14 protein-coding genes are annotated in these 14,819 nt (G+C 54.5%); 7 read left to right on the top strand and 7 right to left on the bottom strand.

Annotated elements, in window-relative coordinates; genetic code table 11:
- Positions 1 to 61: 61 nt before the first annotated feature.
- The 7 genes from HOY33_RS16735 to HOY33_RS16705 form a co-directional block, all read right to left on the bottom strand.
- A complete protein-coding gene (locus HOY33_RS16735; RefSeq protein ID WP_172291278.1) occupies positions 62 to 1,516 on the bottom strand; it encodes a M20 family metallopeptidase in 1,455 nt (484 codons plus the stop codon).
- Positions 1,517 to 1,649: 133 nt separating this feature from the next.
- A complete protein-coding gene (locus tag HOY33_RS16730; protein ID WP_172291277.1) occupies positions 1,650 to 2,519 on the bottom strand; it encodes a transporter substrate-binding domain-containing protein in 870 nt (289 codons plus the stop codon).
- Between the two features lie 48 nt (positions 2,520 to 2,567).
- Positions 2,568 to 3,332, bottom strand: a complete 765-nt coding sequence (locus tag HOY33_RS16725) for an ABC transporter ATP-binding protein (protein WP_172291276.1) — start codon at positions 3,330 to 3,332, stop codon at positions 2,568 to 2,570.
- Positions 3,329 to 4,063 (bottom strand): ABC transporter permease, encoded by a 735-nt coding sequence (locus HOY33_RS16720; protein WP_172291275.1) that lies wholly within the window; start codon positions 4,061 to 4,063, stop codon positions 3,329 to 3,331. Before HOY33_RS16720 ends, HOY33_RS16725 begins: the two co-directional genes overlap by 4 nt.
- On the bottom strand, positions 4,063 to 4,779 hold the full coding sequence (locus HOY33_RS16715; RefSeq protein WP_172291274.1) for an ABC transporter permease: 717 nt from the start codon (positions 4,777 to 4,779) through the stop codon (positions 4,063 to 4,065). Before HOY33_RS16715 ends, HOY33_RS16720 begins: the two co-directional genes overlap by 1 nt.
- Before the next feature lie 414 nt (positions 4,780 to 5,193).
- Positions 5,194 to 6,573, bottom strand: coding sequence for a siroheme synthase CysG (gene cysG / locus HOY33_RS16710; RefSeq protein WP_172291273.1), 1,380 nt, complete (start codon positions 6,571 to 6,573; stop codon positions 5,194 to 5,196).
- 104 nt (positions 6,574 to 6,677) lie between these two features.
- Positions 6,678 to 6,908: a nitrite reductase (NAD(P)H) small subunit gene (locus HOY33_RS16705; RefSeq protein ID WP_172291272.1), complete on the bottom strand. Its 231-nt coding sequence runs from the start codon at positions 6,906 to 6,908 to the stop codon at positions 6,678 to 6,680.
- Between the two features lie 351 nt (positions 6,909 to 7,259).
- Between HOY33_RS16705 and HOY33_RS16700 the strand changes: the two genes are divergently transcribed.
- The 7 genes from HOY33_RS16700 to ppiA all read left to right on the top strand — a co-directional run bounded on the left by HOY33_RS16700 (position 7,260) and on the right by ppiA (position 14,745).
- A complete protein-coding gene (locus tag HOY33_RS16700; RefSeq protein WP_172291271.1) occupies positions 7,260 to 8,414 on the top strand; it encodes a mandelate racemase family protein in 1,155 nt (384 codons plus the stop codon).
- A 75-nt stretch (positions 8,415 to 8,489) separates the two neighbouring features.
- A complete protein-coding gene (locus HOY33_RS16695; protein ID WP_172291270.1) occupies positions 8,490 to 10,100 on the top strand; it encodes an ABC transporter substrate-binding protein in 1,611 nt (536 codons plus the stop codon).
- A gap of 132 nt (positions 10,101 to 10,232) precedes the next feature.
- A complete protein-coding gene (locus HOY33_RS16690) occupies positions 10,233 to 11,273 on the top strand; it encodes an ABC transporter permease (RefSeq protein WP_172291269.1) in 1,041 nt (346 codons plus the stop codon).
- A gap of 95 nt (positions 11,274 to 11,368) precedes the next feature.
- On the top strand, positions 11,369 to 12,175 hold the full coding sequence (locus HOY33_RS16685; protein ID WP_370541757.1) for an ABC transporter permease: 807 nt from the start codon (positions 11,369 to 11,371) through the stop codon (positions 12,173 to 12,175).
- The gene (locus tag HOY33_RS16680; RefSeq protein WP_371734390.1) at positions 12,147 to 13,034 is read left to right on the top strand and encodes an ABC transporter ATP-binding protein; all 888 of its coding nucleotides are present in this window, start codon (positions 12,147 to 12,149) and stop codon (positions 13,032 to 13,034) included. The genes HOY33_RS16685 and HOY33_RS16680 overlap by 29 nt, the downstream gene beginning before the upstream one ends.
- A 60-nt stretch (positions 13,035 to 13,094) precedes the next feature.
- Positions 13,095 to 13,871, top strand: a complete 777-nt coding sequence (locus HOY33_RS16675; RefSeq protein ID WP_172291343.1) for an ABC transporter ATP-binding protein — start codon at positions 13,095 to 13,097, stop codon at positions 13,869 to 13,871.
- Between the two features lie 304 nt (positions 13,872 to 14,175).
- Positions 14,176 to 14,745 (top strand): peptidylprolyl isomerase A, encoded by a 570-nt coding sequence (ppiA, locus tag HOY33_RS16670; protein ID WP_172291267.1) that lies wholly within the window; start codon positions 14,176 to 14,178, stop codon positions 14,743 to 14,745.
- The last annotated feature ends 74 nt before the right edge of the window (positions 14,746 to 14,819 follow it).

Raw genomic sequence — 14,819 nt, 5'->3', positions numbered from 1 at the left:
TAAGTCATCAGGAGGGGTTCCTCCTGATGACCTGTCTTTCACTTCTTTCCTATAACGTTAATCACTGCGGCAGCGGCGGAAAAACATCGTCCGGAATCGGGTTTTCAAAAGGCGTTTGCTGCAATTTAGCCTGAAGATCGGCTTGCGCCTGGGCGACCAGATCGGGCGTTAGCAGTAAATCGACAGCCAGCGAAGCCATCGCTTTTGCGGCATATTCCATGCCTTTGTGAGCGGCCTGCGTTTTGCCCTGAGCGACCAACTGCCATGAGTGGGCCGGCGTACCGATAGCGTAAGTGGCGCTGCGGATCTGCACGGTCGGCACCACCCAGCTTACGGTGCCTACGTCCGTTGAGCCGATAAACGCCTCATTGGGACTGTAGAGCGGATAAATGCCGTCATGCAGCGCTAAACCCGGACGTGGCGTGACGCCAAACCGGGCGTAGGATTCGGCAATGTCCTCGGCCGTCAGCGCGGTCTGAAATTTTGCCGCCAGTTGGCGATCGTTTTCATCGAACTCAATGGGGCCCAGCGTCAGCAGATGCTCATGCATCCGTTGCTCCAATGGTTGATTACCCAGCAGGTTGGCATCACCGCTAAGCACTTCACAACTGACTTGGGTTTCGGTCATCAGTGCGGCGCCTTCGGCAATTTTTTTCACCCGTGTGACCAACTGGTGCAGCTCCGGCAACTGTCTGGCGCGCACCAGATAGCGCACGGTGGCATTGGCCTGTACCACATTGGGCGCATGACCGCCGCTGTCGGTAATGGCGTAGTGAACGCGGGCGGAAGAAGGCATATGCTCACGCATGTAGTTGACGCCCACGTTCATTAATTCGACGGCATCAAGGGCGCTGCGTCCCAGATGCGGGCTACTTGCCGCATGAGCGGCCCGGCCTTTAAAGTAGAAGTTCAGCTCATTACAGGCCAGTGATACCGGGCTGTTGACCCCGGTAAAGGTGGCCGGGTGCCAGCAGATAGCGATATCCACATCATCAAAAACGCCGGCTTTTACCATAAAGCCTTTTGATGAGCCGCCTTCTTCCGCCGGGCAGCCATAGAAACGGATCGTCCCCGCAATGGCGTGTTTTTGCAGATAATCCTTTACCGCTGTCGCGGCCTGCAAGGCGGCGGTGCCAAGCAGATTATGACCACAGCCGTGCCCGTTGCCGCCGTTTTCCAACGGTTTGGGTTCGGTCACATTTGCCTGCTGGCTCAAGCCCGGCAGGGCGTCGTATTCGCCAAGGATGGCGATGACCGGCGAACCCGCGCCAAATTCGCCCAATAATGCCGTCGGCATGCCGGCGATGCCCTTTGTCAGGCGGAAACCTTCCGCTTTGAGTACGGCCTCATGCTGGGCTGCCGAACGGTATTCTTCATAATTCAGCTCCGGGGTATCCCAGATGCCGTCGCTCAGGGTGAAGAACTGCTGGCGCTTGTTCGCAATCAGCGCGCAGATTTCTTCTACGGTCTGACGATCGACGGCGGGCAACGTGTCTTCAGTTTGTGTTGCGTTCATGTGCGATAAATTCTCGTGCTGTCTGATAAAAACGGTACAGACCGCTGGAAAAGTCCGATATGAGGGGAGACGGTGATGAGGTTTCCACAGGGATGCCTCACGCCATCGTCGCCCCGGCTAGCTCAATCGTGAATTAGAGCGGTGAGGTATCCATGCCAAACCATTTTTCACTCAATTTCTTCAATGTACCGTCGTTCTTGGCTTGCTCAATGGCGGTGTTGAACATGGCCTTCAGTTCAGGATCGGTTTTACGCAGACCGACGGATGAACCGCTGCCCAGAATGCCGCCGATGAACTGCGGGCCCGGGGTTACGATGTCGGTATTGCCCGGTTTTTCGGTAATGCCTTTCAGGTAAGGCGCGGAAGCAATGACCAGATCCACGCGTCCGGCTTTCAGGTCAAGATCGTGTTCCTGTGTGGTTTTATATTCACGAATGGTCATGACGCCCTTGAGGTATTTATCCAGAAACGCGCTGGCAATGGAGGCGGACTGAACGCCGATGGTTTTGCCTTGCAGCAGGGGTTTTAATTTTTCGATTTCTTCTAATGCGACGGCTTCATCAGCCGGATTGATGGAGAAGCGTTTGCCTGCATCAGGCAGTTCTTTCGCCAGCGGGCTGGATTTCAACACGGCGAAAGTCTGCCCTGACTGGGTGTAAGGTTGGCTGAAATCAATAACCTGACGGCGTTTCTCCGTGGCTGACATACCAGAGATGATGGCGTCAAACTTGCCGGCGTTCAGCGCCGGAATGGTGCTGGTAAACGGCTGTACTATGATGTCGCATTTAACCTGCATGCTCTCGCACAGGACTTTGTACATATCGATTTCAAAACCATCCAGCGTACCGTCAGGCTTGGTGAAGTTGTAAGGATGATAGTTGCCTTCGGTGGCGATACGTATCGTCGACCATTTTTTCTCTTCAGCCGACGCGGTGAAAGCCGCGGCCAGCGTGCTTACCAGACACAGCGAACAGGCGATCATTTTTAATTTTGATTTCATCATAAGGCTATTTCCCCGGTGTTATTTTATTGATTAATCATTAATAGTGACTTACCAGCTGGCAATGAATTGCCGGAAGCGGGCGGATTGACTGGCGGTGAAAACCTGCTCTGGCGTACCCTGTTCTTCAATCTCGCCTTGATGCAGAAAGACCACCCGGTTCGAGACTTCGCGGGCGAAATCCATCTCATGCGTGACGACCAGCATAGTCATTCCTTCGTCCGCCAGTGTTCGCATCACGCGTAATACTTCACCGACCAATTCAGGGTCAAGCGCCGATGTCGGCTCGTCGAACAGCATAACTTTCGGCGCCATCGCCAATGCGCGGGCGATCGCCGCACGTTGTTGCTGACCGCCTGAAAGATGGGAAGGGTAGTAATGTCGTTTATCCGCCAGCCCGACTTTTTCCAATAGCTGCTCGGCATGCTCCACACTTTCTGCATGAGAACGTTTTAAAACATGTACCGGTGCTTCAATAACGTTTTCCAGCACCGTTTTGTGCGACCACAGATTGAAGCTCTGAAACACCATGCCTAGCTGAGTGCGTATCCGATCGATTTGCCTGGGATTGGAAGGGCGGTTTTGTCCCTTGCGGTTTGGTTTCATTTCAATGGATTCGCCCGCGACGATAATTTCTCCTCGATCGGGGAGTTCCAGCATATTGATACAACGCAGCAGGGTGGATTTTCCTGAACCGGATGATCCGAGGATCGAGACAACTTCGCCCTGACTGGCTTCAAAAGAGATACCTTTCAGCACTTCCAGAGAGCCAAAGCTTTTGTGAATATTGCGCAGGCAGATCGCTGGCGTGGTCATTTAAGGTCTCCCAGTTTCTTGATGTTCTTTGCTGCAGACGGGGCGCCGGGCGCCCGTAAATGCGGGGTGACGGTGAACTCCGCCCATATCAACAGACGCGTCAGAATAAGGTTGATAAACAGATAGATCGCGCCGGCAACCATGAAGACTTCAAGCGCCCGGTAGGTTTCCGCAATAATTCGGGCGGCAATACCGGTAATTTCCATCAAGGTGATAATGGAAGCCAGTGAGGTTGATTTGATCATTGAGATCAATTCATTACCGTAGGCTGGCAGCGCCTGACGAATAGCCAATGGGAAAATAATGCGTTTAAAAATCATCAGGGACGGCATGCCGCAGGCGCGGGCGGCCTCTATCTGTCCGGCAGGCACGGATTGCAATCCGCCCCGGATGATTTCACTGGCATAGGCGGCGGTACACAGGCTGAGAGACAGCAGGGCGCACCAATAGGGTTCGCGCAGCATCGGCCACAGGAAACTTTCCCGGACCCAGGGAAATTGTCCCAGCCCGTAGTAGATTAAAAACAGTTGCACCAGCAGCGGCGTGCCGCGGAAAAACAGCACATAGGTCCGGGCAATCGAATTTAGCAGCGGGTTTCCGGATATCTGCATTAACGCCAGCCCCAGAGCCAGAAAGAACCCTAAAAAAACAGAACCGATGGCTAACTGAAGCGTCAGGGGAATGCCGGGAATGATTTCCAGAAACGTGGCATAAATAAAAGGAAAATCCATCAGCGTTTCACACCCCGGGAATAATATGACTCTGTTCTACGCATAATCCAGCCGGAACAGATAGAGATAACCAGGTAAAGCATCGCCGCCGCCATAAAGAAATCAAACGGTTTGCCGGTTGAACCCGAGCCGGTTTGAGATTGGGTCATCAACTCGGCGACGCCGGTGACCGATACCAGTGCGGAGGTTTTTAACACCAGTTGCCAGACATTGCCTAATGCCGGGATGGCATGGCGCAGCAGGAGCGGCATGATAATACGCCGCAGGCGGAGCATCGTGGGCATACCGCAGGCTTTGGCGGCTTCAATTTCACCGGTGGAAACCGCGTAAAACGCGCCGCGGAAAACTTCCGTCTGCTGTGCGCCTGAAGAGATGCCAACGGCAAATACCCCGGCCAGAAAGCCAGGAAAACCGACAAAGCCATCATTGCCGAAAAGTCTGGCCAGCATGGTTAACGCCGAGCTTCCGCCAAAGTACAGCAGGTAAATGATGAGCAGGTCGGGTATGCCGCGGATGATGGTGGTATAGGCGTCAGCGAGATAACGTACGGGACGGTTACCGCAAATTTTTGACCAGGCGCCGACGGTGCCGATGAGCGCGCCGAGCAGGAACCCGCAGGTTGCCAGCGCGATCGTCATGCCAGCGCCGAGCAATAATAATTTCCCCCAGCCATTTTCACCAAAACTGATGAGTTGCCAGAAAGTCACTTCTTCCACAAATAGCTCCCAACTGCTTATTGTTCCGCCTTCTAATGATGTCGTGAGCAGAACTGTTTTTTGTGATCGGAGAACCGCACACCCTGTTCGGGAACGACGATGTAGAGGTATAGCTTCGCTCGCACCGAAGTGCTTAGGATGCTAAGCAATATTCAGGCCAGATTTTACCCGTGCCTAAATTGACTATTTATTCATATATATTGCTTATTAATCGCCATTAGATTAGCCAACATAAGGCAGGTCGCATAGCGGGTAAAGCATCAAAATAATGTTTTAGAGGGAATTGTGACAAAGTAGTGCATTGCGGTGCTTCCATTTGGTGCCAAGCACTATATTGGTGCATTTGTCGGGCGGCGATCCAGCGGGATGATCCCTCCGCCGGCCGCCGTCGATAAAAGAAGAACGGTATGGTCGTTAGTCTGGTCGCTGGATAAACCAGTTCAGTTTTTCTCGCAGGCTGACGACGCTGCCGATGATGATCAGGCTCGGGCTGACAGCCTGTTTCGCCAGTTCACCAAGCTGGGAAAGCTGTCCGGTTAATACCCTCTGCGCCGTGGATGTGCCATTTTCAATCAACGCGACAGGGACGGTGGCCGGAAGCTTCTGTTCGATCAGTTTGCTCTGAATATAATCAGCCTGCTGGAGCCCCATATAGAACACCAGCGTTTGTTTTTCGGCCGCCAGGCTGGCCCAGTCGAGTTCGGCGTCATGTTGGACATGTCCGGTGATTAGCCTCACGCCTTGGGCATGATTGCGATGCGTTAAGGGAATGCCGCCATAGGCGGAGCAGCCGGAGGCGGCGGTAATGCCGGGCACGACGGAAAAAGGAATTCCCGCCTGTTGCAGGTGCTCCAATTCCTCGCCGCCGCGCCCGAAGATAAAGGGATCGCCGCCTTTTAACCGCACCACCCGTTTCCCCGCCAGCGCTTTTTCCTGTAATAGCTGGTTAATCTGTTCCTGGGGAATACAGTGATGACCAGACTGCTTGCCGACAAAAATACGTTCGGCATCGCGCCTTACCAGGTTAAGCACCTCTTCTGAAACCAGACGATCGTAGATCACGATATCGGCCTGTTGCAGTTGCTGTAGGCCTTTTAGCGTTAATAATCCCGCATCTCCCGGCCCCGCGCCCACCAGGACGACTTCACCCCGGTCATCCAACGGCGCGGAGAAGAGTTGCTCGGTAAGCTGCTGTACGCTGGCGGTGTCGTTATTCGCCAGCGATTGAGCCAGCCGGTCGTGAATAAACAGTTTTTCCCAAAAGCGGCGACGGGCGCCCATATTTTTGAAGCGGCCTTTCACGCGCTGGCGTAGTTCGCCGGCAAAAGCCGCCAGCTTGCCAAGATGCTGCGGCAGGATGCTTTCCAGTTTCTCACGCAGTATACGCGCCAGCACCGGCGCGGTTCCCCCGGATGAGATGGCGACCATAATAGGAGATCGGTCGATAATGGAAGGCATAATGCAGCTTGTGTTCCGGGCATCGTCTACGGTGTTGCAGAAAATCCGCTGTTTGCTGGCGCTTTCGTAAACCTGCCTGTTGATTTCCCGATCGTCAGTCGCGGCAATCGCCAGCCATGCGCCGTTCAGCAAGTCTGGATTAAACCGACCCTGTACCAGGGTGACCCGCGCGTCTTTTTGCCAGCCAATAAATTGTTCATTAAAGCTGAGGGCATTCACCGTGAGAATCGCTCCGGCATCCAGTAATAGCCTGGCTTTACGCTCGGCGATTTCTCCTCCCCCGACCAATAAGCAAGGTTTGTCGCGTAACTGGCAAAATATTGGCAGGTAATCCATGTGTTGCCTCTTAATAAATTCAGGTCAATAGAAGCCGCCCGCCAGTGAGGCAGGCGGCGTAGCGTTATATCAGTGATGGCGCGTCATCAACGGCAATTATGCCCTCAACGGCGGGATAAATATTCAATTTGCCCATTACCATCGGGAACCTGAATGCCGTCTATCGCGGCGGATTGGGTTTCGTCTTCCAGGCAGGGGCCATCATACAGGTGAAAATGCTGTTTTTTCAATGCGCTGGCGACCCATCGCTCACCTTGACGCTCGGCCGGGAAACCATCATTAATCTTGCGCCCGGAATTCGAGCGTATGGCTTTCTCATCGGCGATTGAAAACATGCTATTTCCCTTGTCAAGGGAAGGGTATGCGATTTTTCTGGTGATAATGCTCACAAAGTTATGGGCAATTGCACAATTATCCGCCGCATAATCTTTTTAGATGAAAGAAATTGCCTAATGACTAACGCAGGAACAACCTTAATAATTAAAAATAAAACGCTATTTTTTTTTAATTAACACATTATTCCTTTTTTGTGATGCCGATCTCTCTGTAAGAGAAAACGGGTAGATATATCTGCTTTTTCCCTTATACAGAATGACGACGCATACAAAATTGTTCCTTTAATACATGCAGTTTCCAACTGTAAATCGTGTACATGAGTTGTGTTAAACATCAAGGCAGGTAACAACGTGAAAATAGAATCAATTGATGTCACCGTGTTTACTTATCCCACGCGCCGGGTGTCTGACAGCGCAGGGCATTCACATCCGGGCGCGGAAAATCAGGCCAAAATGGCTCTGTTAACCATCAGTACCGACGAGGGGCATAAAGGCTATGCGTTCGCGCCGCCGGAAGTGATTCGCCCGCATATCGTGAATGCGTTTTTCCGCAAAGTTCTGATCGGGCAAAACCCGTTTGATCGCGAGCGTCTGTGGCAGGATCTGGTGCACTGGCAGCGCGGTAGCGCCAACCAACTGACGGATCGCGCGCTGTCGATTGTTGAATCGGCGCTGTGGGATCTACAGGGGCGCATGTTGAATATGCCCGTCCACAAGCTGTTGGGCGGTTACCGGGAAAAAGTGCCGGCCTACGGCAGCACCATGTGCGGCGACGAACTGGCCGGTGGTTTATCCACGCCGGAAGAGTACGGTCAGTTCGCCGAAAAACTGGTTCAGCGCGGCTATAAAGCCATCAAACTGCACACCTGGATGCCGCCGGTTTCTTTTGCTCCCAGCCCGAAAATGGATGTGAAAGCCTGTGCCGCCGTGCGTGAAGCGGTCGGGCCGGATATCTGCCTGATGCTGGATGGCTATCACTGGTATAGCCGCAGCGACGCGCTGTACATCGGCCGGGAACTCCAGAAGCTGGATTTCGCCTGGTTTGAAGAGCCGATGGAAGAACAGAGCATGGCCTCCTATAGCTGGCTGACCAAAAGCCTGGATATTGATGTCATCGGGCCGGAAAGTCTATCAGGCAAATACTTCAGCCGGGCCGACTGGGTGAAAGAAGGCGCGTGCGATATTTTGCGCGCCGGCGTACAGGGCGTCGGCGGTCTCTCGCCGTGTATGAAAGTGGCTGGTCTGGCCGAAGCCTTTGGTATGGATTGCGAGATTCATGGCAATGGCGCCCCCAATCTGGCGGTGGTGGGCGCTATCAAGAACTGCCGCTGGTATGAACGCGGCTTGCTGCATCCCTTCCTTGATTATGATGAACCCGCCGCCTACCTGAATTCCATCGTCGATCCGATGGACGGCGAAGGCTTCGTGCATCTGCCGCAGCGTCCGGGGTTGGGCGAGGATATCAATTTTGACTGGATTGAGGAGCATACCTTAAGCAAAGAATAGAACGTCAGTCTGAAAGAAAATACTTAAAAAATAAAAAGTTGTCGTCTTCCATACTTCCACACCTGGAGAAGAATAATGAAAGCACGCGCAATACTCCGTACCCTACTGTTAAGTACCCTCTGCATGGCGGCGACCCCCGCCATGCTGTCCGCCAAAACGCCTGACGATCAGCTGATTGTCGGGATGAATATGAACAACATGTTGTCGCTCGATCCGGCGGCGATGACCGGTAATGAAGTGGTGGGCATTATCGTCAATCTGTATGATTCGCTGGTGGTGCTCGATCCGGCAAACCTGAGCAACGTCCTGCCGTCTCTGGCGAAAAGCTGGAGCGTGAGCGATGACGGTAAGGTCATTACCTTCAATCTGGTGGACAACGCGGCGTTCCATTCAGGAAACCCGGTTACGGCGCAGGATTTCGCCTGGTCGATGAAACGCCTGCTTAACCTCAATATGGCGCAGGCCACCACCTGGAAATCCTATGGTTTCACGGCGGACAACGTGGAGAAAATGATCCGCGCCAAAGATGCCCATACGATTGAAATCGAACTGCCCAAGCCGAACGATCCCAAACTGATTATCTATTCGCTGGCGACCTTGGGCAGCGGATCGGTGCTGGATAGCAAAACGGTCTTGCAGCACGAGAAAAACGGCGACTGGGGCAACGGCTGGCTGACGACCAATGAGGCAGGCTCCGGCCCGTTCAAGCTGGATGTGTGGCAGGCGAAAGATGTGCTGCGCATCAGTCGGGTTGAGGGCAACTGGCACGGCGACGCCAAAATGAGGCGCGTCATTTTCCGCCACATGACCGAGTCGCAGGCGCTGCGCCTGATGATTGAAAAAGGCGATATTGATGTCGCCTCCGGCATGTCGGTGCCGGATATCAACGCCCTGAAACGCGACCCGAACGTCGTCGTGGATGAGGTGAAAAAGGGCACGCTGTATTACGTCGCCATGAGTCTGAAAAATGAATACTTCGCGCAACCCAAAGTGCGTGAAGCGGTTCGCTATCTCATTGATTATGATGGCGTAAATAAAACCGTCATGCCTGGCTACGGCTTCTATCACCAACGCCCGATTCAATCCGGGATGGATGCCACGTTGCCGAATCCGGGCTATAAGCTGGATGTGGCCCGAGCCAAGTCATTGCTGGCGGAAGCGGGTTATCCGAATGGCTTTGAAACCACGCTGCGCGTGTTGTCGGATCAACCGTTCCTCAATCTGGCGACTTCCGTGCAGTCAACGCTGGCGCAGGCCGGCATCAAAGCCAAGATTATTTCCGGCACCGGCAATCAGGTATATGGCGCCATGCGCGATCGTAAATTCGATATGCTGGTTGGCCGCGGCGGCGGCGGCGTCGATCCGCATCCCCATTCCAGCCTGCGATCCGTGGCCTATAACCCCGATAACAGCGAAGAAGCCAAACTGACCAACTTCCAGGGCTGGCGCACCTCTTTCTACGATAAGTCATTGAACGAGATGATCGATCGGGCGTTATTGGAGAAAGATCCCCAGCAACAGAAGCAGATGTATATCGACGTACAGAATCGTTATGAAGAACTGTTCCCGGCGATTATTCCGGTGTCGCAGATGATCGACTCCGTGGTGTTGCGTAAAGACGTGAAAGGTTATGTGCCGCATCCGTCTTCCACGACGCAACTGCGGGACGTCTCTAAACAGCGCTAGTTTTCACACGTTCAGCGGATGATTGGCCGATGTGTGTCCGGCGAATCATCCCGCCTGGGAACGTTAAAAACGAAATAGCCGCGTTAGTGGCGATTTGGCATCGCCGCTAACCGGAGTAGCAGGAGAAAGAACATGGTTTTCTCTGATTGGATCAAACCGGGGGGAGTGTTGCGTCGGTTGGCGAAACGTCTGTTTCAGGTCGTGGTTACGCTGTTCGGATTACTGATCCTGACATTCGTGATCGGCCGCGTGATGCCGATCGACCCCGTCCTGGCGATTGTCGGACAGGATGCCGATCAAAGTACCTATCAACAGGTTTATCAGCAGTTGGGGCTGGATAAGCCGCTGTATGCGCAGTTTTTTATTTACTTCAACTCTCTTATGCAGGGCGATTTGGGCAACGCGCTTCTGACCGGACGTCCGGTCGTCGACGATATCATCCGTGTCTTTCCCGCCACCATAGAGCTCGCCACGATGGCGATTATCGTCGGCGCCGGTCTGGGCGTGCCGCTGGGCGTTCTGGCGGCGGCAAGACGCGGCAAATGGGCGGATTACGTGGTGCGTTTTATCAGTCTGGCGGGCTATTCCACCCCGATATTCTGGGTCGGCATGATGGGGCTGCTGGTGTTCTATGCCTGGCTCAACTGGGTGGGCGGCGCCGGACGGGTGGACATGGCCTATGACGGCCTGGTGGAGAACCGCACCGGGCTGCTGTTGCTTGACGCGATGCTGGAAGGCAACTGGGAGGTGTTCCGCAGCGCGCTGAATCACCTGCTGTTGCCCGCCACCATTCTGGGTTTTCATTCTCTGGCTTATATCAGCCGTATGACGCGCAGCTTTATGCTGGCGCAGCTGTCGCAGGAGTACATCATTACCGCGCGCGTCAAGGGGCTGTCTGAATTCCGGGTGGTGTGGGCGCACGCGTTTCGTAACATTCTGGTGCAATTGCTGACGGTGGTCGCGCTGGCTTACGGTTCGCTGCTGGAAGGGGCGGTGCTGATCGAAACGGTGTTCTCCTGGCCGGGGTTCGGCTCCTATCTCACCGGCAGTTTGCTGCTGGGGGATATGAACGCGGTTATGGGCTGTGTCCTGCTGGTAGGGCTGATCTTCGTCACCCTCAATCTGTTGTCGGACATGTTGTATCAAATCTTTGATCCGAGGACGAACGCATGAACATTTCCTCTGAACCGGTACTGCGAACGTCACCGGAAAAGCGGGTGGGGCGCCTGAAGCTGCGCGGCGCGCGTATCGCTGGTTTTCTGCTGCTGATGATGCGTAATCCATTGACCGCCATTGGTTCGGCTATCGTCCTGATGCTGATGCTGGTCGCCATTTTTGCCCCCTGGATCGCGACGCACGACCCGCTGGCGCAGGATCTGGGCAATGCATTGCAGGCGCCGGGCGCGGCCCATTGGTTCGGAACCGATGAGTTTGGCCGCGATGTCTTTAGCCGACTGGTCTATGGCTCCCGCATCACGCTGTATATCGTGGCGCTGGTGTCGGTAACCGTCGGGCCGATCGGTCTGTTGCTGGGTGTGGTGGCGGGCTACTACGGCGGCATCGTCGATACCATTCTGATGCGCATCACCGATATTTTCATCTCTTTCCCCAGTCTGGTGCTGGCGCTGGCGTTCGTGGCGGCGCTTGGCCCGGGGCTGGAGCATGTGGTGATCGCAATTACCTTGACCGCCTGGCCGCCGATTGCGCGTCTGGCAAGGGCCGAAACGCTGTCATTGCGCCATGCCGACTTTGTTTCCGCCGTGAAACTGCAAGGCGCATCATCGATCCGCATCCTGCTGCACCACATTGTGCCGCTGTGTCTGCCGTCGGTGATTATTCGTATCACCATGAACATGGCGGGCATCATTCTGACCGCGGCCGGGCTGGGGTTCCTGGGGTTAGGGGCGCAGCCGCCCGATCCTGAATGGGGCGCGATGATTTCAGCCGGTCGCCGTTACATGATGGAGTGCTGGTGGTTAGTGACTATTCCGGGGCTGGCGATTTTGATCAACAGCCTGGCGTTCAATTTCCTTGGAGACGGCCTACGTGACATCCTCGATCCCAGAACTGAATAATCTTTCTCACCGTACGCCGCAGAACGCACCGTTGATGGATGTCGCGGATCTGCGGGTCAGTTTCGTCAACGGCGGCGTGGTGACCGATGCCGTGCGCGGCGTCTCCTTCACGCTGGGGTGTGAAAAGCTGGCGATTGTCGGCGAATCAGGCTCCGGTAAATCCACGGTGGGGCGCGCCTTGCTGCGCTTACACCCGCACAGCGCGCGTATTACGGCGGATCGTCTGCGTTTTGGCGACACCGATTTGTTAACGGCGGACGAAGCGCGGATGCGTCAGATCCGCGGCAAACGCATCTCAATGATTATGCAGGATCCCAAATACTCATTGAATCCGGTGGTCTGCGTCGGCGATCAGATTGCAGAAGCCTATCTGGCTCACCATCGCGTTTCGGCGCGCGTAGCGAAGGAAAAAGTGATGGCGATGCTGGATGTGGTGCGTATTCGCCAGCCGGAACGGGTATACGGCCTGTATCCCCACGAAATTTCAGGCGGGCAGGGGCAGCGCATCATGATTGCGATGATGCTGATTACCGAGCCTGAAGTGGTGATTGCCGATGAACCGACCTCGGCGCTGGATGTTTCGGTGCGCTTGCAGGTGTTGGCGATGCTCGACGATCTGGTGGGTGAACGTGGATTGGGGCTGATTTTCATCAGCCACGACATCAATCTGGTGCGCAGTTTCTGCGATCGGGTACTGGTGATGTACGCCGGACGGGTGGTGGAGTCGATTGCCGCCACCGATCTGGATAATGCGCGGCATCCTTACACCCGTGGATTACTGAACTCGTTACCGGATATCGATCGTCCGCGTTCGCATCTGCCGGTGATGAATCGCGATCCGGCCTGGATTAATGAGTAAGGAGCACGTATGGCGACGGCAACCCTTCCGATGAGCGAATCTATGAATATGAACCGATCCATGATTGAAGTGAACAACCTTAATCTGTCGTTTGGTCAGGGAAGCACGCAGAATCAGGTTTTGTATGACGTGAACCTTACCGTGGACGACGGTGAGATTTTCGGTCTGGTCGGCGAGTCCGGTTCGGGTAAAACCACCGTACTGAAATGTCTGGCCGGGTTGTTTAATCACTGGCAGGGAAGCTTGCTGATTGACGGCCAGCAACTGGCGCATCGTATCGATCAGGCGCGCTGCCGACGAGTGCAGATGATTTTTCAGGATCCCTATGGTTCGCTGCATCCCCGTCACACGGTGGAGTCGATTCTGGAAGAACCGCTGTCCATCCACCGTTTTAACGATCGTGACGACCGTATCGATACGCTGCTGGGGAAAGTCGGGCTGGGCACGCACTTCCGCCGCCGCTATCCGCATCAGCTTTCGGGAGGCCAGCGCCAGCGCGTGGCGATCGCCCGCGCGCTGATTCTGGAGCCCAGAGTGCTGTTGCTCGATGAGCCGACCTCGGCGCTGGACGTTTCCGTGCAGGCGGAAATTCTTAATCTGCTGGCTGAACTGCAACAGCAGGAGAAATTAACCTACCTGCTGGTGACGCACGATCTGGGGGTAATTTCCCATCTGTGTCATAAAGTCGCGGTGATGCAGTATGGCCGGATACTGGAAACGCTGAATATCGGCGACTTAACCCGCGATACGCCGAAGAACGCCTATACCACCATGCTGGTGGAGGCCAGCCGCCAGTATAGCCGCGACCTTGCGGTGCGTTCGGAGCGTATGGGCTAAGGTTCTGTGCGGCGACAGGTAATAAGCGGGTGCTGACTTTAACGTCAGCCTGAGGTTACTGACAAAGTCGTCTGTAAGCCTGAGATACCCGGGCCTACCGTACCGAGGGGCGCTCCGGCGGCTTACGCCGCTACGGCCCCTCGCCACGCTCTCCCTAATAACGGGCTTTGTCAATGGTCTGGGGCTGACTTTAACGTCAGCCTTTTTATAATACGTAAAAAAAGGTAAATGGGTGGCGTTGGCGGGTGTGGGTATTTACAATCATTACGCTTTCAGTGGTCGGTTTCTTCAACAAGGAATTATCATGCTTAAACGTACTCTGGCTGCTGCGGCGGCTTTTATTTCACTTACGGCTTTTTCTCCGGTGTTCGCTGCCTCCGGCACAACGCATGTTTTGCTGACGACCTCGGCGGGAAACATTGAGCTGGCATTGGACAACCAAAAAGCACCGGTTTCGGTGAATAACTTCGTTGAGTACGTGAATAACGGTTTTTATAACGGCACGACGTTTCATCGGGTCATCCCCGGCTTTATGATTCAGGGCGGCGGTTTTACCGACGACATGAAGCAGAAAGCGACCAACCCGGCGATCAAAAATGAAGCGGACAATGGCTTACGCAACCTGCGCGGCACCATTTCCATGGCGCGGACTGCGGAAAAAGACAGCGCCACCAGTCAATTCTTCATCAATGTGGCTGATAACGCTTTCCTCGATCACGGACAGCGTGATTTTGGCTATGCGGTATTCGGTAAAGTGGTAAAAGGCATGGACGTGGCGGATAAAATCGCTCAGGTGCAGACCGAAAACGTCGGCCCTTACCAAAATGTGCCCACCAAACCGATCGTGATCCAGTCAGCCAAAGTTCTGCCCTGATACGCCTTGCTATGGTGTTATATGGCTATAAAAAAAGCGTGAAAGAGACTTCACGCTTTTTTGTCGTAGGGTAA

This window comes from Brenneria sp. hezel4-2-4 (assembly GCF_013155275.1).
Taxonomy (GTDB): Bacteria; Pseudomonadota; Gammaproteobacteria; order Enterobacterales; family Enterobacteriaceae; genus Brenneria.
This window is presented reverse-complemented; position numbering and strand designations above follow the sequence as displayed.